General features: G+C 64.2%; 22 protein-coding genes. 9 read left to right on the top strand and 13 right to left on the bottom strand.

The genetic code is table 11. The annotated features are described in order from the left end of the window. Nucleotides 1-21: 21 nt before the first annotated feature. From ACH488_RS08040 to ACH488_RS08030, 3 genes are all read left to right on the top strand, one after another. Nucleotides 22-801: an alpha/beta fold hydrolase gene (locus tag ACH488_RS08040; protein ID WP_397323396.1), complete on the top strand. Its 780-nt coding sequence runs from the start codon at nucleotides 22-24 to the stop codon at nucleotides 799-801. Nucleotides 802-876: 75 nt separating this feature from the next. Beyond that, nucleotides 877-1,332: an excisionase family DNA-binding protein gene (locus ACH488_RS08035; RefSeq protein WP_397323395.1), complete on the top strand. Its 456-nt coding sequence runs from the start codon at nucleotides 877-879 to the stop codon at nucleotides 1,330-1,332. After that, the gene (locus ACH488_RS08030) at nucleotides 1,333-1,887 is read left to right on the top strand and encodes a PIN domain-containing protein (protein ID WP_397323394.1); all 555 of its coding nucleotides are present in this window, start codon (nucleotides 1,333-1,335) and stop codon (nucleotides 1,885-1,887) included. Here ACH488_RS08030 and ACH488_RS08025 read toward each other — a convergent pair. Then, nucleotides 1,876-2,358 (bottom strand): NUDIX domain-containing protein, encoded by a 483-nt coding sequence (locus ACH488_RS08025; RefSeq protein WP_397323605.1) that lies wholly within the window; start codon nucleotides 2,356-2,358, stop codon nucleotides 1,876-1,878. The genes ACH488_RS08030 and ACH488_RS08025 overlap by 12 nt on opposite strands. Nucleotides 2,359-2,635: 277 nt before the next feature. On the opposite strand from ACH488_RS08025, the gene ACH488_RS08020 reads away from it, so the two are divergent. Next, complete coding sequence (locus tag ACH488_RS08020; RefSeq protein ID WP_397323393.1) at nucleotides 2,636-3,964, top strand: hypothetical protein; 1,329 nt, start codon at nucleotides 2,636-2,638, stop codon at nucleotides 3,962-3,964. Nucleotides 3,965-4,053: 89 nt separating this feature from the next. On the opposite strand, the gene ACH488_RS08015 is transcribed toward ACH488_RS08020, so the two are convergent. The 8 genes from ACH488_RS08015 to ACH488_RS07980 form a co-directional block, all read right to left on the bottom strand. Continuing rightward, nucleotides 4,054-4,233, bottom strand: a complete 180-nt coding sequence (locus ACH488_RS08015; RefSeq protein WP_397323392.1) for a hypothetical protein — start codon at nucleotides 4,231-4,233, stop codon at nucleotides 4,054-4,056. Nucleotides 4,234-4,240: 7 nt separating this feature from the next. Beyond that, a complete protein-coding gene (locus tag ACH488_RS08010; protein ID WP_397323391.1) occupies nucleotides 4,241-5,371 on the bottom strand; it encodes a glycosyltransferase family 2 protein in 1,131 nt (376 codons plus the stop codon). 445 nt (nucleotides 5,372-5,816) lie between these two features. Continuing rightward, entirely contained in the window at nucleotides 5,817-5,987 is a 171-nt protein-coding gene (locus ACH488_RS08005) for a hypothetical protein (RefSeq protein ID WP_397323390.1), read from the bottom strand. Between the two features lie 180 nt (nucleotides 5,988-6,167). Beyond that, nucleotides 6,168-6,998 (bottom strand): oxidoreductase, encoded by an 831-nt coding sequence (locus ACH488_RS08000; protein WP_397323389.1) that lies wholly within the window; start codon nucleotides 6,996-6,998, stop codon nucleotides 6,168-6,170. Nucleotides 6,999-7,089: 91 nt separating this feature from the next. Next, a complete protein-coding gene (locus ACH488_RS07995) occupies nucleotides 7,090-9,066 on the bottom strand; it encodes an amino acid transporter (protein WP_397323388.1) in 1,977 nt (658 codons plus the stop codon). A gap of 147 nt (nucleotides 9,067-9,213) precedes the next feature. Next, nucleotides 9,214-9,756, bottom strand: a complete 543-nt coding sequence (locus ACH488_RS07990) for a GNAT family N-acetyltransferase (RefSeq protein ID WP_397323387.1) — start codon at nucleotides 9,754-9,756, stop codon at nucleotides 9,214-9,216. Nucleotides 9,757-9,965: 209 nt separating this feature from the next. Beyond that, entirely contained in the window at nucleotides 9,966-10,349 is a 384-nt protein-coding gene (locus tag ACH488_RS07985) for a rhodanese-like domain-containing protein (RefSeq protein ID WP_397323386.1), read from the bottom strand. Between the two features lie 30 nt (nucleotides 10,350-10,379). Beyond that, a complete protein-coding gene (locus ACH488_RS07980) occupies nucleotides 10,380-11,519 on the bottom strand; it encodes an LLM class flavin-dependent oxidoreductase (RefSeq protein ID WP_397323384.1) in 1,140 nt (379 codons plus the stop codon). Nucleotides 11,520-12,111: 592 nt separating this feature from the next. Here ACH488_RS07980 and ACH488_RS07975 point away from each other — a divergent pair. Then, nucleotides 12,112-14,112 carry a rhamnogalacturonan lyase gene (locus tag ACH488_RS07975; RefSeq protein WP_397323382.1) on the top strand — a complete coding sequence of 667 codons (2,001 nt, stop codon included), beginning with the start codon at nucleotides 12,112-12,114 and terminating at the stop codon, nucleotides 14,110-14,112. A gap of 235 nt (nucleotides 14,113-14,347) precedes the next feature. Here ACH488_RS07975 and ACH488_RS07970 read toward each other — a convergent pair whose 3' ends face one another. Next, nucleotides 14,348-17,020 (bottom strand): Tat pathway signal sequence domain protein, encoded by a 2,673-nt coding sequence (locus tag ACH488_RS07970; protein WP_397323381.1) that lies wholly within the window; start codon nucleotides 17,018-17,020, stop codon nucleotides 14,348-14,350. A 145-nt stretch (nucleotides 17,021-17,165) separates the two neighbouring features. Here ACH488_RS07970 and ACH488_RS07965 point away from each other — a divergent pair, with 145 nt between their 5' ends. The 4 genes from ACH488_RS07965 to ACH488_RS07950 all read left to right on the top strand — a co-directional run bounded on the left by ACH488_RS07965 (nucleotide 17,166) and on the right by ACH488_RS07950 (nucleotide 21,258). Continuing rightward, on the top strand, nucleotides 17,166-17,513 hold the full coding sequence (locus tag ACH488_RS07965) for an ArsR/SmtB family transcription factor (RefSeq protein ID WP_397323379.1): 348 nt from the start codon (nucleotides 17,166-17,168) through the stop codon (nucleotides 17,511-17,513). A 12-nt stretch (nucleotides 17,514-17,525) separates the two neighbouring features. After that, nucleotides 17,526-18,023 carry an SRPBCC domain-containing protein gene (locus ACH488_RS07960; RefSeq protein WP_397323377.1) on the top strand — a complete coding sequence of 166 codons (498 nt, stop codon included), beginning with the start codon at nucleotides 17,526-17,528 and terminating at the stop codon, nucleotides 18,021-18,023. A gap of 103 nt (nucleotides 18,024-18,126) precedes the next feature. Beyond that, nucleotides 18,127-18,708 (top strand): adenylate kinase, encoded by a 582-nt coding sequence (locus ACH488_RS07955; protein ID WP_397323375.1) that lies wholly within the window; start codon nucleotides 18,127-18,129, stop codon nucleotides 18,706-18,708. Between the two features lie 249 nt (nucleotides 18,709-18,957). Further along, a complete protein-coding gene (locus ACH488_RS07950) occupies nucleotides 18,958-21,258 on the top strand; it encodes a SulP family inorganic anion transporter (RefSeq protein ID WP_397323373.1) in 2,301 nt (766 codons plus the stop codon). Nucleotides 21,259-21,466: 208 nt separating this feature from the next. Here ACH488_RS07950 and ACH488_RS07945 read toward each other — a convergent pair whose 3' ends face one another. Genes ACH488_RS07945 through ACH488_RS07935 form a run of 3 tightly spaced genes read right to left on the bottom strand, consistent with a single transcriptional unit; the run spans nucleotide 21,467 to nucleotide 24,854 of the window. Further along, entirely contained in the window at nucleotides 21,467-22,432 is a 966-nt protein-coding gene (locus ACH488_RS07945; protein WP_397323372.1) for a glycosyltransferase, read from the bottom strand. Then, nucleotides 22,429-23,793 (bottom strand): PIG-L family deacetylase, encoded by a 1,365-nt coding sequence (locus ACH488_RS07940; RefSeq protein ID WP_397323371.1) that lies wholly within the window; start codon nucleotides 23,791-23,793, stop codon nucleotides 22,429-22,431. The genes ACH488_RS07945 and ACH488_RS07940 overlap by 4 nt, the downstream gene beginning before the upstream one ends. Continuing rightward, complete coding sequence (locus ACH488_RS07935) at nucleotides 23,787-24,854, bottom strand: acyl-CoA dehydrogenase family protein (RefSeq protein ID WP_397323370.1); 1,068 nt, start codon at nucleotides 24,852-24,854, stop codon at nucleotides 23,787-23,789. The genes ACH488_RS07940 and ACH488_RS07935 overlap by 7 nt, the downstream gene beginning before the upstream one ends. Nucleotides 24,855-24,963 lie beyond the last annotated feature (109 nt).

Below are 24,963 nucleotides of genomic sequence, written 5' to 3'. Positions count from 1 at the left end.
CAGCAAAGTTACAGTGTCACGGTGAACTTTGCTGCGGCCGGCGACGGTACCGAACTTGCCTGGACCGAATCAGGCTCCGGCGAACCCATGCTGTTGATCGCCGGACAGGCGACCGCCATGGACGGTTGGGGCCCGACGGCGGAGCTGCTGTCCCGCTCTTTCCGCGTCATCCGCTTCGATCACCGGGGGATTGGACGCAGTGGCCGAGGGGAGGCCGAGCGCTACACCACCCGTATGCTCGCTGAGGATGCCGTTGCAGTGCTGGATGCTGCGGGGGTTTCGTCCGCATATGTTTACGGGCATTCCATGGGTGGCCGGATCGGGCAGTGGCTGGCCATCGATTTCCCGTCCCGGGTGCGGACGTTGATTCTCGCAGCGACGAGTGGCGGGCGCTCAGCGGATCCGGCTCTGCGGGCTTCTCCGGTTGCCCTCGAAGCCTTGATCAGCGGCGACCTGTCCAGGTTGGCTCCGCTGTTCTTTGACACCGAATGGGCCGCGGACCACCCCGAAACTGTGCAAACCTTCTTCAACTCCAAGGCCTCGGCTTGGGCCAAGGCGCGGCACTTCAAAGCGAGCCGCGATCACGATGCATGGAGTGAACTCGGGTCCATCCAGGCGCCGACCCTGGTCCTCCACGGAACCGATGACCCACTCACGCCCTTGGCCAATGCCGTTCTCCTCCGGAAGCACATCCCGGGTTCGGTGCTGGTGCGTGTACCCGGCGCGGGGCACGGCCTTCACCTGGACCACCCCCGGACCATCGACTGGATCCGGGAGTTCATCGCGAGGAAGAGCGGTTGACTCAGCCCCCTATTTCGTTTATTTCGTTTATCGACTACGCTGGATGAGCAAGACAATGAGAGTGGAGGGGCTCTGATGACTGCTGAACCTGCAACTCCGGCTTATCCCCACGGAAGTGACGCCGAGCTGGCGCGCGATGCCTTGAAAATTCTGAGGCGGGCCGTAGAAGCACATTCCGACCCGCGGCGGCCGGTAGAGATGACCGTGGCTGACGGAGGACACCTTGAGATGCCTGGACCCGCGGCAGAACTAATGATCCGAATCCTCGGAAAGATGGCTGCAGGTCAAGGCGTCACCGTCATCCCAATGAATGCCGAACTAACCACCCAACAAGCGGCCGATCTGCTCAACGTATCGCGTCCGTACTTGGTTGGACTCCTTGAATCCGGCCAGATTGATTTCCGGAAGGTCGGCACCCACCGCCGCGTCATGGCCGAGTCACTTTACGACTACAAGCGTCGCTCTTCGACTGCGCAAAAGGACGCGGCGGACGAGCTGTCCGCTCTGACTCAGGAGATGGGGCTCATCTAGGTGGTCTTCACGGTCGTCTACGATGCCAATGTCTTATATCCGAGTGCACTCCGTGATCTGTTGGTGCGTGTAGCCCAGAGCGGATTGGTCCATGCGCGTTGGACCGTGGCCATTCTGGACGAGACGTTCAGGAACCTGAAGGCGAATCGGCCGGATCTGGACGGTTCGAAACTGGACCGCACACGGAAGCTCATGTGTGACGCGATTCCGGACTGTCTTGTGACCAACTACGAGCCGCTGGAGCAGGTTTTTGCCGGTTCTCCGGACGCTGGCGATACCCATGTCATGGCTGCGGCGCTGAAGGCACAGGCTCAAGTTATCGTGACGAAGAATTTGAAGCACTTCCCTGCGGAGCTACTTGAGCCTTGGGGGATGGAGGCAAAGCATCCGGACGATTTCCTCATGGATCAGTTTCACTTGGATGCCGTCGAACTTCACATCGCGGTCCGCAACATGTCTGAGACGTTTCGTAACCCTCCGCTTGATGTCAATGACGTACTCAAGAGGCTCGAGGACGAGGGATTGCCGCAGATCTCGGCAGCTCTACGTCGCTGAACGTCCGGCCAGGTGCTCCACCAGCGCATCGACAATCGGCAGTTGCCCTTTGACCAGCTTGGTCCGTGCCGTGGCTTCATCCACCCACCTGGCATCGTCGATCTCCGGGAATTCCTTGATGGCGCCGGAACCCTTGGGCCATTCCATGGGGAACGTGTTGCTGACGATGTGGTCCGGCTGAAACGAATCGGCCCGAGCCGTGTAGGCCGTAATCAGCTTTCCTGAGGGCTGCTTGAAGACCCCGAGCAGGTGGTACTCGACGGCGGGCGGTGCAGTGCCGATCTCCTCCGTGAACTCGCGGTGCGCAGCCACCAAAGGGTCTTCGTCCTCGGGAAATTCTCCTTTGGGAAGGGACCAGGCGTGTTGATCCTTGCGTGCCCAGAACGGGCCGCCCATGTGGGCAATCCAGAGTTCCAGCACTCCCGCGGGGGAGTGCCGGTAGAGGAGAATTCCTGCGCTTCGAATGCTGATTTGCCCTCCCGAAACCACCTGGGGACAGACAAGGCCAACGTTACCCCAGGCAACGGCCAACACATCCAATTGATGGCGTAACGATGAAATTGGTTTACCAGTCGTCTTCCCGAAGACAACTGTCTCCCTCATAATCAACGGACATGACGTTACTCGTGGGGGTGGAACGTCATTGCGGGCCTCCGGTGATTGTCGGAGGCCTTTCTGGGCGCATCAATCGGAGGCTACAGCTATGTCAAAGTCAGTAAGGCTCCTTCCAACTGGGGGAAGAAAAGTCATGGGGTTGGCCCTCACCTTGGCGGTGGGTCTGTCCATGTTTGCAGGAATCGGATCGGCACAAGCGGCAAAGAAGGCAGCAGTGGTTGCGGAAGATCCAGGACCGGTGGGCAGCTTCGCTTGGGAAGGCTTCAACTGGCAGAAGCGTTTCTGGGGTGGGGCTCCCATGTACAACGGGACCTGGGACCCGAACAACGTCAGCAATCCTGACGCCAACGGCTACGTGAAGCTTTCCATCAGCAACCCGACAGGTTCGGCTCCTGTCGGCGCAGAATTCCAGTCCACCCGCGAGGGTTTCGGTTACGGCACGTACAGCACCACGGTGGAGAAGGACGTCAGTTCCCTCCAGAAGGAAGTGGTGTGGGGGTGCCTTTTCACTTACGATCCCAATGCTGCTCCGGGCTACACCGAAATTGATCTCTGCGAGGCGTCTGCTTGGGGTGGCGGGGCTGCGTATGGAGAAGACTGGCCGGTGGTTCAGGGGCACGGATACTGGTTCGACGCCACCAAGCCTCCTGGCCAGGGCAACAACACCATCAACTTCGACACAACGAACGCCCCGATTCTGACGCATCGCATGGTGTGGGAGCCGGGCAAGATTACTTTTGAGACGTTCGCGGGGGTAAATGCGAGCGGAACGCTGCTGAAGCGTACAGTCCTCCAAGGATCCACCGTTCCGGTTCCCGCCAAGGAACAGATCCACTTCAACCTCTGGGTCACCGGCGGAGGCGGCGGCGATGCGGCCCACGTCGCTCCGGAATCCGTCACTATCCGCGACTTCTCCTTCGTTGCCGGCATCCCGCTGACCGCTCCCACGCCTACCATCAGCGGAACGGCAGCCGTGGGTAGCACCCTGACTGCCAACGCAGGAACCTGGACCGCCGGAACCAGCCTGGCCTACCAGTGGTACAGGAACGGCGCGGCCATTTCCGGTGCCACCGCATCCAACTACGTCCTCGCGGCGGCCGACCAGGGCAGCAAGCTCACGGTCCGCGTGACGGGCACCAAGAACGGTTACGCCACCACCACCAAGGAATCCGCGCAAACGGCAACCGTCGTGGCAGGCACTCTGATAGCTCCCACGCCAACGATCTCCGGGACGCTGACCGTTGGGTCCACACTGACGGCCAACACCGGTACGTGGACCACGGGAACCACGCTCACCTATCAGTGGTACCGGTCCGGCGTCGCCATTTCGGGCGCCACGGCCAAGACCTACACGCTGGTGGCAACCGACCAGGCGGACACCATGATGGTCCGGGTTACCGGTACCAAGGCCGGTTACACCACGGTCTCCAGGTACTCCGCGAATACCGCAGCAGTGAGCTGAGGCTGCGGCATGCAGCAAGCCCGCCTTTGTGTCGCGCTGGGGGCATCCGACACAACGGCGGGCTTGCTGGGCTTGGTGGGTCTGTATGGCTAGGCCTTCTTTTCGGCCCGCACCGGGACGATCCGCTTGACGGCCAGGCCAAGGGCGAGCATGGCGAAGGCTGCGAGGGCGAACCAGAACAGGTCTCCTGCGCCGGTCATGGCGAGTGTTCCTGAACCGGTGGCTCCAACGAAAGCTCCGGCTGCGGGGCCTGCGGGGTTGTTGTACATGAGTCTTTTACCAAACTTTCTTGCGGTTGAATGCGGCATCCAGGTAGGCCTTCGCGTGAACGGCCTGCAGGAAGATGTCGATGACGGTTTCGTACATCGTGGCGGCCAGAAGCATGTACCTCCAGCCCCTGAAACGCAGCGTGATGATGCGTTCCAAAACAAAGATGCCGGTGACGGCAACCCAGAATGGCTGCAGGTTCAGGCCCATTCCGGTGGCTAGTGCAAAGATGATGGAACCGAAGTAGGCGGCGGTAACAACGACGCCGATCATGGACAGGAACTGCCGACCCCAGTAGGCGCGGGTCACCTTGGTCCAGCCGTACTGCACGCAGTTCTCAACTGCGCCCCGCTTCCAGCGCAGGCGCTGGGCCCAGAGCTCACGCCACGTGGGCATGACCTCGGTGACCAGGGTGCAGTTGGACGGCGAAGCGATGCGGTACCCGAGCGTCAGCAATGCGAAGGAGAGCTCGTTGTCCTCGGTGAGCACGGAGGTGTCGTACACGCCGCCCTTGCCATTGCCTGGAGGGAGGGTACCTTCCAGCCGGGCGGAGACAACGTCGCGCAGGGTCTTGACCCGGAACAGCGCTGCCGTTCCGGTCACTACCAGGCACTTGCCGTGGAGGCGCTTCACATCGCGGGCATAGCGGGCGTATTCGTTGCGCTGGAGGTGTCCAACGAAGCCGCCGCCGGGTCCGCCGCTGAAGACGCCTCCGACTGCACCGAGCAGTTCATCCTTGAGGAGGTTCGCCGTGGCGTTCTCGATGAAGTCAAGGGCCAGCTGCGAATCGGCGTCCTGCACCAGGATCAAATCCTCGGGATCAGCGTCCGGGAGCAGTGTGCTGAGGGCGTAGTTGAGGGCGCCTGCCTTCTTGTCCTTGTTCCCAACGGTACGGAGAACCTCAACGCCCTGGGCAAGCGCGAGTTCCTCTGTGTCGTCGGTGCAGTTGTCCGCCACCACGATCACGCGGTCAGGTCGCCGGGTCTGGTTTCCCAGCGAGACCAAGGTTTCGGTGATGCCAGCGGACTCGTTGTGTGCCGGGACCAGGACCGTGACCACTCCGCCGGCGGCGCGGTGGGCACCGTGGCGCAGCTCGGCGTCCGTATGCGGCCTTGCTGCCTGCAGGGTTTGCGTGCTCATGGCGGTCCTTTTCGTTCGTCCTGGCGTGCTGACACCCTTAGATTTCCAAGGCCAACACAAGAAACGACCCGCCAAAGGATCAAGGAATACTCAAGCTTTTCTGCAAATTTGCACTGCCGGCATCACGAACCGTGCATCAAACGGACTAGTGCGCCTGCGGTTTCGCGGGAAAGTAGCACGGCCTGGCACGACTTCGCTGTAAACATGCCAACCAGTACGGAAACTTGCGGGGGCTTTGGCACGCATCCCGCGAAGTCGCACACCCCGCCCCGGGTCCGCTTCCCGCGAAGTCGCACACCTCGCCCCGGGCTCGCTTCCCGCGCCCACAGCCCCGCCCGCGCCCACAGCCCCGCCCCAACCTCGCGCCCCGGGCACGCGCGCTTAAACGACAGCGGACGACGCCGGTGGGTACCGGCGTCGTCCGCTTTTGTCTGCTGGGGCTGCTTTAGCGGGCCAGGCTGACGGTGAAGGTTTTCGGTCCGCTGAGGGTCACGGCGATCCCGCAGTTTTCTGCGGTGGCGCGGGGTGTGAGGTCCCGGATAGCGGCATCGATGGTGTGGTCGATGGCCGTGTTATCCCAGATTTTCAGCGTGATGGAGTCAGTATGTGTCGTCATTGTCAGTACTTTCACTCAGGCTGTTTAACAGCCCCAAGCCTCTTCGCCCGGGGCCGCATCCTCGTCGGTGAGGTTGCTGATTCAGCTTGTACGGGAACGGGTTCCCTCCATCATGGTTCATGCTGCGCACCCGGAAAAACAAGCCAAACGCCACAAGTGTGACCGATTACACGCTCCTCTTTAGTCTGTGTAACCGGTGCTTTCGCTGCGCTCCCGCCAGCCGTCAACCTGTGCGCGCATGGCTTCCTCCACGGCGTTGTAGGCGAACACGGCGTCGGCCCCCAGGAGCAGGAATGAGGGCGTTTCGGGAGCCTCAACAGCACTGATGATCAGGTGGGCTGCCTTGTCCGGGTCGCCGGGCTGGGTGCCGTGGACGGTGTCGTTCTCCTTGCGGCGCTTGCCGGCGGTATCGGCGTAGTCGTCAATCGCGACGGCAGATTGTGTCAGGGAACGGCCCGCGAAGTCAGTCCGGAACCCGCCAGGCTCCACGGTGGTCACGGAGATCCCCAGTGGAGCCAGTTCCTTCTGCAGCGATCCGGAGATACCTTCAAGGGCGGCTTTAGAAGCGGAGTAGTAGCCGGACCCGGGAGGGCAGATGCGGGCGCCGATCGAGGAGATGTTCACGATTGCGCCGGAGCGCCGGGACCGCATGCCCGGGAGAACGGCCTTGATCATGGCGACGGGTCCAAAAACGTTGGTGTCGAACAGTGCCCGGACGTCAGCGTCGTCGCCTTCCTCCACAGCGGCGCGGTAGCCGTACCCTGCGTTGTTCACGAGTACGTCCACTCCGCCAAAGCGTTCCTCGGCCTGCTGCACGGCGGCGTCCACCTGCGACTGCACGGTGACGTCGAGTGCCACGGCGAGGGCCGTCGTCGGGAATTCCGCGGTGAGCTCCTGAAGCGGGTCGGTGCTGCGGGCGGTCACGACGGCGTTATCGCCTTGGGCGAGGACGGCGCGGGCCAGTGCCCGGCCAAGTCCGGTGGAGCAGCCTGTGATGAGCCAGGTGGTCATGGTGTTCCTTTCGGTGGGTTGTCCTCTCCCACTGAACGCTACTCCGCGGTGCTGCGGGAGTGACGGCTGATCCGGGTACTCCCAGTGCCCCTCAGCCCACGTGGACCCACGGCCGCCGGCTCACGTCCGGCTCGGCCTCGCGGAGGACCTCACGCGTTACCGGGGCGATCTCGCCTTCGCCTAGGAACAGGAAGCGCAGCAGGTTGGTGATGGGGTTGCCCTCGGTCCAGCGGAAGTAGATGTGCGGCATGAGCCCGGTGACGTCCCGGATGTGGAGCAGCACGGAAGCGATGGTGTTCGCCACAACGGGTCCGTGGACCTCGAGGATCCGGTAACCGTGGCGTTCGATTCCCTTGACGTACAGCTCGGTCTCGAAGTCGGAGGTATCGTCCAGCACCACTTCCAGGAAGATCCCGTGGTAGTTCAGCGGCAGGTGGCTGACCTCGATGGCAGAGACCAGCTTCTCCCGGTAGGCCTCCGCGGTGAGCCTGCGGGGTTCGTGCGCGATCAGCCTGATGGGTCCGGAATCGTCGTCCAGGATGAACTCAAGGGCTTGCCGGTCCAGGTGGACGTGGGTCGCGTGCAGTTCGAAGGAGCGGCGCACGCGGGAGAGCAGCGAGATCCCGATGATGCCCGCAATGAAGATCGCCGCGATCCGGATGCCCTCGGGCCGCTCCACGATGTTGGCCACCGTGGTGTAGACGAAGACCGCGGCTATGGCGCCGAAGCCAATGGTCCGTTTGCGTTGATGACGACGGCGGGCGGACAGTGTCACGGCCACGGCGGCTGACGTCATGAGCACCAGCACGCCGGTGGCGTAGGCACCTCCTTGGGCGTCGACGTCGGCGTTGAACACCACGGTGATGAAGAACCCCACCAAGGTAAAGACCATGACGAGGGGCCGGACGGCCTTGGCCCACTCGGGCGCCATGCCGTAGCGGGGGAGGTACCGCGGCACCAGGTTGAGCAGTCCGGCCATGGCGGAAGCGCCGGCGAACCAGAGGATGGCGATGGTGCTGATGTCGTAGACCGTGCCGAAACCAAGGCCCAGATACTCGTGGGCCAGGAATGCCAAGGCCCGTCCGTTGGCTTGGCCGCCGGGCTCGAATTCGTGTTCCGGGATGAGGACCACGGTGGTGAAGCTGGAGGTGATGAGGAACGTGCTCATGATCAGCGCGGCTGTGGTGAGCATCCGCCGGGTTCCCTTGACGCGTCCCGTGGGCTTGGCTTCGGTGTCATCAGGAGCACCCTGCACCTGAGGCATCACGGCCACGCCGGTTTCGAAGCCGGAAAGGCCAAGGGCGAGCTTGGGGAACACGATCAGCGCGATGGCCACGGCCATGACCGGATTACCGTGCGAGGTCCACAGGAGTTGCCACCAGTCGCCAACGGCCGTGGGATGGGTGAGCACCTCGAACACCGTTGTTGCCACCACCACTACGTTCAAGACCAGATAGAGGATCACCAGGACCACGGCCACGCCGATCGCTTCCTTGAAGCCACGGAGGAACACGGCCGCCAATAGGGCCAACAGGAACACCGTGACCAGCACGTTTTGCCCCTGCAACCAGCCCGGCATCACCGGGTTCTGGATCAAGTGGGCGGTGGCATCGGCTGCGGAGAGGGTCATGGTGATCATGAAGTCCGTTGCGGCGAAGCCCAGCAGCACCAGGACCAGGAGCTTGCCGCCCCAGCGGGGGAGCAGCCGTTCCAGCATGGCGATGGAACCCTCGCCCCGGGGACTTTCGCCGGCCACCCTCCGGTACACGGGCAGGGCACCCAACAGGGTCACGGCCACCAGCACGATCGTGGCCATGGGCGAGATGACACCCGCGGCCAGGGCGGCAATGGCCGGTTGGTAACCGAGGGTGGAGAAGTAGTCCACGCCGGTGAGGCACATGACCTGCCACCAGTGGTGCTTTTTCTCGTGGGCCGCACTGACGCCGCCCGGACCCTGATGGCTGCCCTTGCTGTCCTGCAAACCGAACAGCAGCCAGGAACGGAACTGTGTCCAGCCACTGGGCTTGGGGGCCGACGGGTCCGCGGGTGGCCTGCTCAACGTGGTCATGGCTTTCCTCCCAGCCTGACGCTCCTCGATCTGAGCTGAACATAGCACCGCCAAGGGTGCTTAGTACCGGGCTGGGAGGATTTTTGATGAGTCCTTAACACCGAGGGGTTGGCTCTCGGCGTTCGGCATGAGCCAAAGGCGCGGGAGCTAACCCCTTGCAGGCAGCTCCAGCGTGTACACCACCAGTTGCACCTTGGGCGCGGGACGCGGCTTCTCGCGTTCGGGCCGGCGGACGTAGCCCAGTTGCCGGTACAGGCTTTGGGATGGTTTATTGTCGACGGCGGTATCCAGCACCACGCGCTTTGCGCCCTGCTCCGCGGCCAGGCGTGCGGCCTCGTTCAGGAGCCGCCTGCCGAGCCCGGTCCGGCGGGCTTCGGGCAGCACCGCGAGCAGCCTGAGTTCCACTTCGCCTTCCGCGGCTTGGCGGCTGAGGTGGGAACCGTAGGGAAGCAGGCTCGCTGTCCCCACGAGGGACCCGGTCCTGGCGTCTTCGGCAACCAACAGCACGCCTTCCTGTGCACGCGCCGTGGCGTTGAGGAGCAGTTCCAGCCGTTCATCGTCGGGCTGGCGGGCGCCGGGCAGGTGATGGCCGAAACCTTCGTACGTCAGCCGCCCCACGGCGTCGTACTCTTCGTGGCGGGCCTCGCGGATCACATAGGTGCCGGTGGCGGCGGTTGCTTGGGTGGTCATGGTGGTCCTTTCGACGACGGCGGTCAGTTGGCGCGGGTAGCTTCCATCCGCTCGCTCTCTCACCTAATGCCCTCTTTGGGGGATCGCTCTCTCACCTACCCCCCTCTTTTGGGGATCGCTCTCTCACCCACCCCCCTCTTTTGGGGATCGCTCTCTCACCCAGTGATCGAGCGATCGGTTGAAAGGCGTCAAAGGTGAGAGAACGTTGGCTACGCGGACGGTGCCGTGGGCCCGGTGGCAGGTACGCCGGCGTCGCGCAGGGCCAGGAACCCGCCGTCGACGTGGACCACATTGTCGTAGCCCAGGACCTTGAGCTTCTGCGCCACGGGTCGTGAGCCGTTCACCGAGCCGCAGAACACAACAATTTTCTGTTCCGTTCCCGTGACCTGGGTAAGGCGGTGCGGGGAGCCGGGGGCGAAGTCTTCTTCCACGTGTTCGCGGTTCACAATGACGGCGCCTGGCACTGCGCCGGTGCTGGCGCGGCCGCCTTCGCTGCGGACGTCGATGACCAGCGCGCCGTCAGCGATCAGGGCGGCTGCTTGTTCGGCAGTGATGAGTTGGTCGTCTGTTTCAGTCGTGGTTTCGGTGGTCATTGGTGCTCCTTTGGTGGGTAACGGACAAACTCAGAGACCCCAGGCCTCGGCGAGGAGCTGGTAGGAGCTCTCGCGGTCGGCGGGGTGGTGGGCGATGGTGGTGATGAGCAATTCCTGGGCTCCGGTTGCGTGCTGCAGGGTCCGGAGGTTTTCGCTGACTTGATGCGGGTCTCCCACAAAGCGGGTATCCAGGCGGTCCTTGACCAGCTCTTCGGCTTCGGCGTCCAGCGTGAAGTCCGCAGCGTCATCAGGCGAGGGGTAGGGGATGGCGCCCTGTCCGCTGCGGATCCCGTAAACCCACTGCGCGTAGCCGCGGGCCAAGCGACGGGCGCTGAACTCGTCAGGTGCCACCAGGACATCCGCGGAGACGATCACATGCGGCTCCCGCAAGGTTTCGGAAGGCTTGAAGTGTGCCCGATACTCGGCGATGGAATCCAGGACGGTGGCCGGGGCCACGTGGTAGTTGGCGCCAAAGGGGAGGCCCAGCTTGCCCCCGAGCCTGGCACTTGGACCCGCCGTGGAACCGTGGATCCAGAACTGCGGGGACTGGCCCAGCGCCGGAGTTGCCGTGACCTCCTCGCCGTGTTTGGTCCGGTAGTCGCCGGTGAAGAAGCCGATGATGTCCTGGACGTCGTTTTCGAAGTTGTCGGTATCCCCCGGAAAACGGCCCAGGAGTTCGCTCTGCAGGCGGAACTTCCGCGGCAGGACCGCGCCAAAGATGGGCCTGGGAGCGGGAACCACCAGTCCGTCCACTACGCGCTCCCCGGGTTCGCTGCTGTCGGGTGCAACAAAGCCGGGCGCCGGCTCGCTGGGTGACTTGGGCGGACCGGAGCGTCCAAAGCCCAAGTCCAGCCGAGCAGGGAACACCGCTGCCAGGGTACCGATGCTCTCCGCGATCTGGAGGGGCCGGTAATTGCCCAGGAGCGTGGCTGCCGTGCCTACCCGGATGCTCTTTGTTGCCGATGCCACGAGGCCCGCGAGCACATGCGGGGACGAACCGGCCACGCCGTCGTTGAGGTGGTGCTCGGCCAACCAATACCGGGAGTAGCCTGCTGCTTCCGTTGCGACGGCCAGGTTGATGGTGCTGCGCAGGGCGTCGCCGGAGCTCTGGTTGGCCGACACAGGGCTGAGGTCAAGGACTGACAAGGGAATCACGGAAGGCTTCGGCATGGCAGCACACTACGGAGGAGTGCCGGGCCGCCCAAGTTCTGGTGTCACTGTCCTCAATGGGGCTACATGCGGCTCAACCGAGAGCAACAGACCGTCACACGCGGCACCAGCGGTAGTGCGCTCGGGGCTTCGGATCACTCGATCACGTGGGGTCGTTGGTCCGCCAGCTTCTTTCGAACTGCAGAATAAACGAGTACTCCGGCCCCTCTGTCAGATGGGAGAGCGTTGAACAGGGAGGGGTATTCGGTGAGAGAGCGTCCGGTGGGTGTGGTGGTGTGGGGTGTGGGGTGGGAGGGGAGATGGGAGGGGAACAAAAGTGAACATCAAGAGTCGAAAACTCCCAGTAATTTCCAGTCAAACCCTTGACCAAGGTGTGGAGCGCTGTAAATATAGACCCCGGAAAGCGTTTTCACTTCCCAACTAACCAGCAGTAGATGTTGTTATGAGCTCAAAACAACGTTTTCTGCGACCTGGTTGGGTGCGCAGCCCTGGATCCCGCCACTTGTAGGAAGGGTTTCTCGGGGCACGTTAGTGAAACGTTCCAAAAATGGGTGACGGACCCTCCGTCGCCCAGCATCAAAGGAGATGTTCTTTGGCTTACCCCTCGAAATGTTCCTCCCGCAAACCACTCGTTCCCCTCACCGCCACGGCCACCCTCGCCGCAGCAGCCTTGGCCTTCACCGGTGTGCCCCTCGCGCAAGCGGCAACCGCGCAAACAGCGCAGGGCAACGTATCCGCCGTCGTAAACGCTGCGAAGGACCAAACGCCCAAGCGGCAGGTGGAAAACCTGGACCGTGCGCCGGTGGCGGTCCTGACTGACCAAGGCGTGACCGTCAGTTGGCGCATGCTGGGCCTGGACAAGGACAGCATCGGTTTCCAGGTTCTGCGCGACGGCAAAAACATCACGCCCGAACCCATCCGCGATTCAACCTTCTTCGTGGATCCCACGGGCACGGCCACCTCAAGCTACGTCATCAAGACGGTGGGCAATGGCCAAGGCCAGGACAAACTGACCGAGGCTGTGACGCCGCTGGCCCAAAACTACCTCGCCATCAAGCTGGACAAGCCCGCGGACGGCGTGACCCCGGACGGCAAGGCTTACACCTACTCAGCCAACGATGCCACCGTGGCGGACCTCGACGGCGACGGCAAGTACGAGGTCATCCAGACGTGGTCGCCGTCCAACGCGAAGGACAATTCGCAGTCAGGCTACACGGGCAACGTCTATGTGGACGCCTACAAGCTGGACGGCACCAAGCTGTGGCGCATCGACCTTGGCCGCAACATCCGCGCCGGTGCGCACTACACGCAGGTATTGGCGTACGACTTCGACGGCGATGGCAAGGCCGAGATTTCGTTCAAGACGGCGGATGGCACCCGGGACGCGTCGGGCACCGTGATCGGCGACGCCAACGCCGACTACCGCAACAGCGCCGGGTATGTGCTGGCCGGCCCGGAGTTCCTTACGGTGTTCAAGGGCGAGACGGGAACCATCCTGGACACGGTCGCCTATGAGCCTGAGCGCGGATCGGTGGCCGGCTGGGGCGACAACTACGGCAACCGTGTGGACCGCTTCCTCGCCGCAGTCGCGTACCTCGACGGCGAACACCCGTCCATGATGTTCAGCCGCGGCTACTACACCCGAACCGTGCTGGTGACCTATGACTTTGTGAACGGCAAGCTCGTGAAGCGTTGGACCTTCGATTCCAACGCCGCCGGCGACGAATACAAGGGCCAGGGCAACCACAACCTGTCCGTGGCGGACGTTGACCAGGACGGCAAGGACGAGTTCGTTTTCGGTTCCATGACCATCGACGACAACGGCCAGCCCCTGTACAACACCAAGCTTGGCCACGGCGACGCCATCCACACGGGCGATCTGGATCCCTCGCGGCCCGGCCTGGAAACCTTTGCCGTCCACGAGAGCATGAGCCAGAGCGGCAACCGCGGAGCAACCTTCCGTGATGCAGCTACCGGCGAGGTCCTGTGGAGCATCCCGGCCACCAAGGACACCGGACGTGGAGCTGCAGGCGACATCGATCCCCGCTATGAAGGTGCCGAGGGATGGGCCGTGGGCGGGACGGCGGCGTGGGATTCACCGCGTGGCCAGCTGATGTCCGCCAAGGGTGAGCTGATCGCGGAGAACATCCCCGCCGCGAACTTCCTTGCCTGGTGGGATGGCGACCTGCTCCGTGAAATCGTCGACCACGACTACGACGCCACCGTTTCCCGCGGCGTTCCCACCATCTCCAAGTGGAACTGGGAAACCGAAACCAGCGATCGCTTGCTGACCGCCGATGGCGCCCGCAGCAACAACACCACCAAGGGCACCCCGTCCATCCAGGCGGACATCCTGGGTGACTGGCGCGAAGAAATCGCCTGGCCGTCCACAGACAGCACGGAGCTGCGGATCTACACCACCACGGCTCCCACTGAGGTTCGCCTCCGCACGCTGATGCACGACACCGTGTACCGCGCGGCCGTAGCCCGCGAGAACGTGGCGTACAACCAGCCGCCGCACCCGAGCTTCTTCATCGGTGAGGGCATGAAGGCTCCGGCGGCTCCCGCCGTCGTCTATACCGGCAAGAAGTAAGCGCCAACAGCAAAGCCGCCCGCCCCCTTTCGGAGGCGGGCGGCTTTGTTGTGTGCGGCGGCCGGCGGCTTTTGCAGCTTCGCTGTGCCGTCCCGACCTTCTTTCGGCCCGGATCGCGGGAAAATCAACCCATGTGGGCTGTTTGTCGCGTCGATACGCGGCAAAGTGGGTGGTGGCGGCACAGCTCGTACGACGCCGGAGCCTCCAGCGGCGGCCCCGGAACCACCGCGCCGGGCTACTGCTGTGGGGCTGCCGCCGGCAGGTGCCCGCCCACGAGGGCCAGGTTTTGGATGACTGCGAGGCCGAACTGTGCGGCATCGTTGGTGGAGACGGTGGGCGCTTCGTCCACCGGTGTCAGGACGTAGGGCGGGAGGATCTTCTGCACGGTGAATGCCTCCGCGTGGTTCAGGTTTTCGCCTCCCACGCTGAAGCTCTCCCAGGCCGCAGCAGCCAACTCCGCCGAACCCAGCCGGGCCGCAGCGTACGCGGTGAGGCGGCTGTGGGCCTGGGTGAGGTAGATGCCGGCCAAGGGCTGCCCCACCTCCGAGGCCTGCGATGCGGGGGAAGCCAGGAACAACCGGCAATACTGCATCCAGGCCTGCTCAAAGGCCGGGGACGGAACCAGGTTGATGAGTTCGCTGCAGATTTCCACCAACCCGAACACGGCACTGAGGTGGGAGACGCTGATGGCTTCCCTGCCGGCGTCGAACCTTCCGGCGTCCAGGTCGTAGAGCGCCTCACCGGTGAGGAAGCCGTATTTCAGGGCGCCGATGTCCTCCATGGTGCCCAGCAACCGGTCGCGGGAGCGGGGGTTGCCGGTGCGTTCCCAGTCGGTGAGCCAGGTGGCCGCGAGCGAGCCCCAGTCCGTGCCGAGGCCAACGCCCAGCGCGCCGCGGTCCGGACGGTAGGTGTTGGCATCGGGCCGGACCTTGCGGACGGGGTCCAGGCCCAGGAAGTTCTGGTCGCTGTCCACGAGTTCGGTGAGGAGATCGCCGGTGCGTTCGTCGGCGGTCAGGTAGTAGTAGAAGCGCCGGTAGGCGGGGTTGCTGATGCGCAGTTGCTTGGCGCTGCAGCCCCAGTGCTGGACGTTGTGCCGTGACCCAAGCCCGCGCCAGGGTCCCGCGTGGTACACGTCAACCTCGCCCGTGTGCCGGGTCATGGCCTCGGCGAAACGGAACACGTCGGCGCGCCCAGAGCGCAGGTACATGTACCACAGCCACAGATCGGGGGAGAGCTCGGAGTTGTCCCAGGCATAGCCTCCTACGTCGTAGCGCCACACGTGCCGGTCGGAGTCGTAGGTGTGCATCACGTCGCCGTAGTTCCAGAACCCGTACCAGCGGCGTTGTTCCTGTTGGCCGGCGTAGAAGTCGAACAGGAAGTCCAGTTTGTCCTCGAGTTCGGCGCGGGCGGGGGTGCTGCGGTCTACCGGGGCCCAGTCGCCGAAGACGCCTGCCGCGTGGAGGACCGACGTTGTGGGCTGCAATAACGGAGGAATGGATGCAGCGAGGGCGTCCGAGGCAAGGGATTCCGTGGACGGCGTGGCCTCGTAGGCGAACAGTGTCAGCTCGTGGGTGCGGGCGATTCCCGTGGGGTTTCCGAAGCCGGGCTCGTAGTCCTCGTAGGTTATTTCCAGGCCTTCGAGTTGCTCCTCGAAGGTGTCCTGGCCCAGGCCGTCGTGGTAGAAACGCAGGTCCATGGGCTGGGCTTCGGGGGAGTAGAGCCAAGCCGTCAGCTCCGCGGATCCCGAGGCAGCGCCCCGGATGTCCAACTGCCCGGGGTGCGACTGCCAGAAATCGCGCACGCCAACTCCGAACCCGCCACACAGATCGCTGAGCGAACAGAACCCGGCGGCGCGCGTGCCTCCCGAGATCCCCACCCATCCGTGCCCGGGCGCGGTGCGTTTCCGGAGCTCGAAGCCGTCGGCGGACAACTGCGTCAGGGTGTAGTCGTCCCACGAAGGAATGAGGTGCAGCCGTTCCGAGACTTCCGGATTCCACGTACCCAACGCCGGCGTGGCTTGACCGGCCACTTGGGCCTGCCGCACGGTTTCGCCCGGATCCCGCCGCAGCCCGGTCAAACCCCTGATGCCTTCCACCAGGAAGCCGCCGTCCGCTCCGGCAATCCGTACGTGACGATCGTGCAATTCGCTTTCCAGCGGCACGGTGAACCGCACGCCGAGTCCCGCCAGGAAGTCCTGTTCAGCCTCGCCGTCCCACACGAACGAGTGCATCATGCGAACACTTCGGGCGCCGGCATGGAAGGTGAAGCGCACCGTGAAGGGCAGCCACTCCCGCGTGCCGGTATCCGCCCGATGTGTGCCCTCAAGGCGAACCACGGCGCGGATGGGGCCCCGCTGTTCAACGGTGACAGAGCGGACGTGTCCGGTGAAACCGTCGCGGACTGTGCTGCGGGCCTCCTCCACCACGCCGTGCTGCAGGAGGCTGACCAATCTGGCGTCGGAGGCCACCAACGAGCCATCGCGGGACAGGCTGCGGAACAAGGACTGCCCGCCGCATGGAATCACCATCTCCAAGGGTCCCGTGGAGACGGTAACCGCATCCTCGGCTTCGGTGACGGTCACTTGGGGCGAGCGTACGACGGCGGCTGCCGCGCCGCCGTCGTACGCTGCCGTTGCGTCCGGATCGCCGGAGTCGTACCGGACGGTGTAGGCGGAGGCGGGCTGCTCCGTTGCCGCGATGGCAAGGCCGGCCCACTTCAGGGTCCCGTCCGGCCAGGTTGCGAGGGGCCAGGCCTGGGCAGGGACGCGGGTGCCCTCGTGGTCTTCGACCGAAACCGCAGAAGCACCCTGGACTGCGCCCCGTGGGAAGGGCATTCCCCACGTGGCGCCTCCGCTGAGGGTTGCCGGGGGTTCGCCGTCGATCCACGTTGCCGGGGCGTGCTGGGTCATGGAAATCCACCTCGAGATTCTGGGAAAACGCTTTCTTTGTGACGTTTCAAAAAACCTACCCCGCGCGGGATGTGAGCCGCAAGGGGAGCCCGGAGCTGCCGCAGGCCATTGACTCCCGACAACACCCGCAGTATCGTACAACCAAATGGTTGTAGATCAGTTCAGTAGCAAACCGTCCGACGCCGAACTGGACCGCCTCTTCCAGGCGTTGTCCGATGCGACACGCCGCGACATCGTGGCCCGCGTGACTGCCGGGGAGTACACGGTATCCGGGCTTGCTGCGCTCTACGCCATGAGTTTCGCGGCCGTACAAAAGCACGTTGCGGTCCTGGAACGGGCCTCCCTGGTGTCCAAGGAAAAGCGGGGGCGGGAACAGATTGTGCGGGGCAACCATGATGGCCTGCACAAAGCCCGGCACCTGTTGGATCAATTCGAAGACGTCTGGCGGCAACGTGCCGGCCGGATTGCGGACATTCTCGCTGAAGATAACTGAAAGGGATCTGCCATGGCTGTTGTCAGTGTGGATAAGAATGTTGAGGCGTTGAGCTTCACCATTGTCACCGAGTTCGATGCCGGGGTTGAGCGTGTGTGGCGCATTTGGGAGGACCCGCGTCAGCTGGAGCGCTGGTGGGGACCGCCCACCTGGCCCGCGACCTTCCCAAGCTACGACTTCACTCCAGGTGGCAAAGCGGCGTACTACATGACCGGTCCCGATGGCACCAAGGCACGTGGCTGGTGGAAGATCACGGCCATCAACGCGCCGGGACACCTGGAATTCGACGACGGCTTTGCGGACGAGCACGGTGAACCCGTGGACCACCTTGGCGTCACGCATGCCACTGTGACGCTCGAACCCCTGGGCGAGCGGACCCGGATGACCCTTACCTCGGTCTTCGAGTCCACAGAGCAGATGGAGAAAATGGCCGAGATGGGCATGGAGGAAGGGCTGCGTCTGGCCATCGAGCAGATCGACGCCCTCCTCGGGGAAGCGGCCAACGCCTGAGCGCCGAACCAGCGTCAAAGAAAAGCCGGCGACGGCGGGAGCCACCCGCCGTCGCCGGCGTTATGGTTTAACTCCCGGCCGCCTCTCGAAACGGACGTGAGTCATGGCGCGACTGATCATCATGGGCCCTCCCGGTTCAGGAAAAGGTACGCAGGCTGAGTACATTGCGCGGCACTTCGGTGTTCCTGCGATCTCCACGGGCGAGCTGTTCCGGGCGCATGTCCGCGATGGCACCGAACTCGGCGCAGAAGCCGGCAGGTACATGGACCACGGTGAGTTTGTCCCGGACCACGTCACCACCGCCATGCTTCGCGGACGACTGGAAAATGACGACGCCGGTGCGGGCTTCCTGCTGGACGGCTACCCCAGGACGGTGGCCCAGATTGGCGCCTTGGACGAGTTGCTGGCCGCACGGCAGCAGGCGCTGGAAGTCGTCCTGGCCCTGACGGTGTCCGACGACGAACTTACGGAGCGGATGCTCCGACGAGCCCGCGAACAAGGCCGCAGCGATGATACCGAGGCTGTCATCCAGCGCCGGCTGGAACTTTACCGGGACGAGACGCAGCCCGTGATCACGGCCTACTCGCAGCGCGGAATCCTGCTGGCGGTGGATGGCTCGGGGGACAGGGATGCCATTACGGCCTCCGCGATTGCCGCGGCCCGGTCGAGGCTGTCTGGTGGGTAATTCTCAAATTCCCTGAGGTATTTTTAGGAAATAACGTACGTTTTTGAATGGTGATTTTTCATAAACCTAGGTTTCTGGTCTATATTGGCTATTCGAAGGCTGGTTTTATTGCTTGAGTAAATGGGCGGTTTGAATACCAAATATTCTCGGGGAATGGCAACTTTAGTTTTTCTCATCACATTCTGTTGACGATGATTGAGTGTCTTTTTAGGCTGCGGAAATAATCTTTCCGAGCCAAAAGGAATATTCATGTCTCACTTATCGGGTCCTCTTGCCGTGCCCGGCGACACTCTAAGCCCGCCCGGCAACCAGCCTTCCGGTTCCAAGCCCAGCCCCGGCAAACCAACGCTCCTGGGCAACCTTGGCGCCGACCTTCCGGCCTCGCTGGTGGTGTTCCTGGTAGCCCTGCCACTGTCCCTCGGTATCGCGGCCGCTTCCGGTGCGCCGATCATGGCGGGCCTTATCGCTGCGGCTGTGGGCGGCATCGTCGCAGGCAGCCTCGGGGGTTCCGTCCTTCAGGTGAGTGGCCCCGCCGCCGGCCTGACCGTCGTCGTTGCCGGTTTGGTCCAGGAGTTCGGCTGGCAGGCGACGTGCGCCATTACCGCCGCTGCCGGCGTCGTGCAGTTGCTCATGGGCGTCAGCCGCCTGGGCCGCGCCGCGCTGGCCGTCTCGCCGGTGGTGGTCAAGGCAATGCTTGCAGGCATCGGGATCACCATCATCCTGCAACAGCTTCACGTCCTGCTGGGCGGCAAGGCAGCCGGCTCCGCCGTGGAAAACCTCGTGACCCTGCCTGCCGCGATTGCGGGCATGAAGGTGGATTCTGCTTTGCTGGGTATCGCGGTAGTGGGAATCCTCATGCTGTGGAAGTACGTCCCGGCCATGGTCCGCAAAGTGCCGGGTCAGCTGGTGGCCGTCGTCCTGGTCACTGCCGTGTCCGTTGCGGCGGCGCCGGGTGTTGAACGAATCAGCTTCAGTGGTTCCATCTTCGACGCCATTGCGTTGCCAAGGCTGCCCGACGGCGGCTTCGGCTCCGTAGCCATGGCCGTTGTGACGGTCGCGCTGATTGCCAGCATCGAATCCCTGCTCTCCGCGGTGGCGGTGGACAAGATGCACGGCGGAACGCCCACCAACCTCAACCGTGAGCTCGTGGGGCAGGGCTCAGCCAATGTGGTCTCCGGCCTGCTGGGTGGTTTGCCGGTGACGGGTGTGATCGTGCGCAGTGCCACGAACGTGGAGGCCGGTGCCAAGGGCCGCTCCTCGGCGATCCTGCATGGCGTGTGGGTGTTGGTGTTCTCGGCCCTGTTCGCGGGACTGATCCAGCTGATTCCGTTGTCCGTACTGGCGGGTCTGCTGCTGGTGATCGGCGCCAAGCTGGTCAAGGTGGCAGATATCAAGACCAGCCTTCGGACCGGAGACTTCCTGGTCTACGGCGTGACGTTGGTATGCGTGGTGGTGCTGAACCTGCTTGAAGGCGTGATCATCGGGCTGGCCGTTGCTGCGCTGTCTGTGCTTTGGCGCGTGCTGCGGGCCCAAATCCATGCTCATTCTCCTGCTGGTGAGGGCCAGGCATGGCGTGTGACCATCGCCGGATCCTGCAGCTTCTTCGCGCTGCCGCGGCTGAACCGGGTGCTGCAGGCCGTGCCCGCCGGCCTTGACGTGGTGGTGGAACTCAACGCCGATTACCTGGACCACGCTTTCCGTGAGGCCTTGGTGGCCTGGCGTGCACAGCGGGAGAACACCGGAGCCGCCGTGACCTTCGAGGAGCACGGAACCACGGTCTTCACCGATGCCGCCCACAGTGCGCCGCAGCGGCAGGACCCGCGGGAGTTCCCGCTTCCGCCGCGCACGTCCTGGCAGTCGTTGGAGGTAGCTGGGCAAGCGGACGACGACGGCCAGCCGCCTTTGCGGTCCATCCTCCTGGGCATCGACAAGTACCACCGCCGCCACGCAGACAAGGTCCGGCCGTTGGTGCAGGACCTGACCGACGGGCAGAACCCGGACACGTTGTTCGTTGCCTGCGTGGACTCGCGCGTGAACCCGAACCTGATCACCAGCAGTGGCCCTGGTGACCTGTTGACGCTCCGGAACATTGGCAACGTGGTGTGCAGCGACAGCAACGACGCTTCCATCGATTCCACGTTGTCCTTTGCCGTGAAGGCCTTGTCAGTGGACTCGATCGTGGTGTGTGGGCACTCCAATTGCGGGGCCATGAAGGCCGTCCTGGCAGATGCCGAGGGCGCCACCCCGGCCTTGGGTTCCGGGTTCGATACGTGGCTGGAGCATGCCCGTCCCAGCTATCAGGCCCTTCTTGCCGACCACCCGGTTGGCCTGGCTGCCGCGGCCGCCGGATTCAGCCGTCTGGACCAGCTCAGTATGGTCAACGTTGCCGTCCAGCTGGCCAAGCTGGACGAGCACCACGCCACCGGACCGGCCCTGGCTTCGGGGAACGTACAGGCCACGGGTTTGTTCTTCGACATCAACACGGCCCGCGTGGTGCTGGTGACACCGGAGGGGATCGAGCAGCTGGATCCGAGCATGGCCCTGCGCTGATTGCTCATCCTGCGCTGATTGGTGGCCCTGCGCGGCACAGGTTGTCCTTCGCGACAGCGCTGCGTGCCTCCGCTGCCCTTCGCAGCAGAGTTGCGTACCGCTGCGACCCACTTTGAGCACAGAACTCCCTGTTCCGCCGTGAACTACGGCGTGTCGGGGCAGCCCGGGCCTCAAAGTGGGTCGTGGCGGTACAGGGCTGGTGGTCAATCTAAGCCGACTCGGCAATCACGGGGACATCCTGTGCCAGCGCGCGGAGGTAGGCTGCGAATCCTTGTGGCGCCCGGGCATGTGTACGGCCCGATGTGGTGACACGGATGGAGTCTGTTGCCTGCACCCGGAAGCCGTGCCGACGAAGCCTCTCCACCAACATCCTGTCCTCGTGGGCGCGGACAGCCGGGAATCCGCCGGACTGCAGGTAGGCAGATGCCCTGACCCCGAGGTTGGCCCCATAGATGTGCGGGTGGGACTCCTTGAAGGGGTGGAGTTCCTGCCAACGCAGAAGCACGGCGGCGTCGCTGTCTGCCGGATCGGGTTCCACTGAGCCCAGGATCGCATCGGCCCCTGCGTTGGCCAGCGCCACTTGCCGGACCAGCCAGTCAGCGGGAACTGTTGAGTCGGCGTCGGTGTTGGCCAGCCAGACACCCTTCGGGTCCTGCGTCCCAGCCTCCAGGGCCGAGGCCACTCCCGTTGCCCTGCTGGCACCCGTGCTCCGCAGCTTCACATCAATGGCGGAAAGGATCGGGTGGGCAGCTGCAAAGGACGCGGCGATGCGTGCCGAGCGATCGGTGCAGCTGTCCAGGACTACGAAGATGCTGGTGGTCACTGCGGGGAAATGCTGTTCCAAACCCTGGACGGCCCGGAGCAGAGACCCAAGCGCATGTCCCAGGCGTTGCTCCTCGTTGTGTGCCGGAACAATAACAGCCACGTGACGGATAGCCGCCGGACAGGGTTCGTTGCCGCGGCTATCCAAGTCCGGCTGGCTGCCCTTGCCCGCGTGGTTCCCTGCACCTTGCCGGCCAAGGTTCGGGTGTCTGCCTACGTCCCGTTGGCTGCCCAGGTTCGGGCGGCTGCCCGTGTCCCGTTGGCTGCCCAGGTTCGGGCGGCTGCCCGTGTCCCGTTGGCTGCCCAGGCCCGCGTGGTTCCCTGCACCTTGCCGGCCCTCATGGCCGGTCATGCTGGACCGTCCGGCGAGACGAGTACCTCCAGGAGGAAGTCCTTCTCCCGATAAATCCCCCGGCTGGTCCAGTCCAACTGCTCGCGTGCCGTCGCATGGACTGTCTCGCCGTCCAGTTGCCACCCCGAGATCGGATGCCTCCAGTGGCACAGGAGGAGAGTGCCGCCCGGGTTCATGGAGGCTTTCACGCGCTGCAGGAGCTCAGCCAGTTCTTCGGGCGCTACGTAGTAACCCATTTCCGAGACCACTATGAGGTCGAAGCTGCCATCGGGCCATTCGTGGGGGACTGTTGCCTGTAGGGTCCGGGCCTGGCGAAACGGACCAAGCCGTTCGTTTGCCTGGGCGAGGGCCTTCCCACTGGCGTCCACGGCGAGGAACTGCCCGCATCGCGGTGCCAATTCCTCGCTGAGAGTGCCAATGGAGCAGCCCACTTCCAGCCCTGAACCATAGTGTTCCTCGGGAAGCGCGGCCAGGGTCAGTGCCCGTTTCCGTCGCTCGTACCAGCTGGTGGCGTAGTTCCACGGATCTGCCTCACGGGCGTGGACCGCGTCGAAGATCTCCTCGGCATCGGCAGCCCTGTTGGAGCCAGCCAGGGGTGGGTGCCAAGCGAAGGTTTCCCAAGACCGTGAAAAGTGCTCCAAGAAGGCGGTGGACAGGAGCGTCTCGTCTCCCGGCTGATCGGAGAGCGGCTCCGTCTGCGAAACGTGGGCAAGCATTGCCGTGCTCTTGGCCTCACGTTCCGCGGAAGACAAAGGGACCCGCACCCACTCCTTCCACGTGACATCCTCGGGGCCGGCCCACAACCAATACCAAATGGGGTATTCCAACAACCCATGCCCATCCTCGCCGGCTACTTCGGCGGCCACGCTGCCAAGGGTGTCGTGGTCGATGTGCCCGTCGGCCCGGTACGGAGCAACGATCACAACCTGGTCCGCCGCGGCCCCTTCTTCTGCGATGGCCTGGCGGAGGGACGCGGCAATGGCCGGGCGCGACGCTGCCAATTGCCCGTCCGGAACTTCCAAATACCGCCACGTCGCAGCGGGCGCCAGCCCGGACACAGCCGTTTGGAACTCCGCGAGCCGGACAGCGGCAAGCCGGTCCGCCGTCGTCGTTGGTGAAGCCGGATGCGACGCCTCACCGGCGCTGCACAACAGCAGGCGGATCGAAGCGCCTGCTGCCTGGAGCTTGGCAAGGAAGCCGCCGGCGCCGAGCGATTCGTCGTCGGGGTGGGCGGCCAGCACCACGAACGTGGTGGCCGCCAGCTCTTCGGTGCTGAGGGGCAGTTCGGGCAGGGTCCGCACGCCGCTGGCGGACCACGCTGCTTCCGGCGTCCCGGTGTCAGTGTGTGAGAACGTCACCATGCCCGGTCTCCCTTCAGCGCCAGGGAACCGAGCTGGGCGTCGTCCCGCATGCCATGATGCTGCCGGACGTAGAGGGAAAGGTCAGCCATCTGCTTCCCGTACCACTCGTCGAACGCCAAGGGGCCGGGTCCCCGGTTTTGGGACACCAGCGCCTGGATGCGCTCGACGGCGGCAGCTACGGTTCCGCGGGCACGCTGGGCCTCGCTCCACGCGCTTGGGCCGGCGCCGGCCGGGTGGGCGTCGATTCTTTCGGCGGTCCGGGCGAGGAGGGCCGCGGCCGAAGCGATGAGCCGATCGATTTCGCCGAGGTGCGCCAACGCGAGCTGGTCCGGTTCACGGCCTTTGTCTGCAGCGTCTGTCAGGGCCCCGGCGAAATCCCGGGCGAGCCCGACGGCCCCGCCCAGCCAGCAGGCGGCAACTCCGATGCCACCCCAGGCGAAGCCGGGCCGCTCGTGATACCAGTTGGGTCCTTGGAGTAGGGTGGCCGGAACTTGCTCGAAGTGGACCGTCCCGCTGGGGATCTCGCGGAGGCCCCTGCTGGTCCATTCGGGCGTCTCGCAGGTGACGCCTGGCTGCTGCAGATTGACGGCGAATGCTGCCCTTCCTTGCCCTGCCGGGAGATGGGCTGTGATGACAGCGCCATCGAGCTGCGCCGCGAGCGAACACCACGGTTTGGTCCCGTTCAGTATGTAGTTCCCAGCTTCGTCCCGTGTGGCTTCCAACCTCATTCCCGGGCCCTCTGCGGCGAAGACTCCCCAAGCGCCCTCTGGTTGGGGTTGCCCGGCCTGGGCCAGGATGTGCACGGAGTCGAGATGCGGTTCCAGGACCCGGCCTGCTGCCACGTCCACTGCTGTGACGGAGGCGAGGAGTTCCCATAGCTTGCCTGTACTGCCCTCGCCGGGATGGGGCGCGGTTTGGCCGACGTCCTTTGCTATCTCCAGCAGGGCCGGCACGTCGCCCACGAGTTCACCCACTGCCTCAAGGAGGGGCTGGAGGGCCTGCAGTTGTGCCGGTTCCGAGCTGATGTGGACGGGTTGGGCTGCGCTCGTGGGTTCATCCATGGACTGCCTCCAAACTGTCGACTCTTGGTCTTGCCTGTTTGGAACCAAGCTACCCTAAGTAGCCTTAGTTGTTTGCCCTGAGCTCCAATGCGGTGTCCCAACGCGTTCG

Source organism: Paenarthrobacter sp. NPDC018779, assembly GCF_044391085.1.
Lineage (GTDB): Bacteria > Actinomycetota > Actinomycetes > Actinomycetales > Micrococcaceae > Arthrobacter.
The sequence above is the reverse complement of the archived record's forward strand: the minus strand, read 5'-3'. Positions and strand labels throughout refer to the sequence as shown.